This is a genomic window from Salinimicrobium oceani (genome assembly GCF_012037645.1).
The window spans coordinates 1-444 of sequence record NZ_JAAVJR010000655.1 but is presented as its reverse complement, the minus strand read 5'-3'; the positions used below and the strand labels follow the sequence as shown (position 1 = coordinate 444).

The following is a 444-nucleotide window of genomic DNA, read 5'->3' as shown; positions in this document are numbered from 1 at the left end:
CCGTACCCGTGTAATTGAAAATGGAGCTGTTTTTGAAAAAGGAGGCGTGAACATCTCTAAAGTCTATGGCCCACTCGCACCTGCCATGCAAAAGCATTTTGGAGTAGGCGATGTAGATTTTTTCGCCTGCGGTCTTAGTCTGGTATTGCATCCGGTAAATCCAATGGTGCCCACGGTGCACGCCAACTGGAGATACTTTGAAATGTATGACAAAAGCGGAAACACTGTGGATAGCTGGTTTGGTGGCGGACAGGATCTTACACCTTATTATCTTTTTGAAGAGGATGCAACACATTTCCACCGGATTTGCAAGGCAGCCTGTGACAGGCATGATCCACAATTTTACCGAGACTTTAAGAACAAGTGTGACAAATATTTTTATAATTCCCACAGAGGTGAAGCCCGGGGAATCGGAGGTTTATTCTTTGATTATCTAAAGCCGTC

General features: G+C 44.8%; 1 protein-coding gene. It reads left to right on the top strand.

The window, feature by feature from the left end; genetic code table 11:
- On the top strand, positions 1 to 444 hold a 444-nt coding region (locus tag HC175_RS18730), incomplete at both ends, for a coproporphyrinogen III oxidase (RefSeq protein ID WP_168139709.1).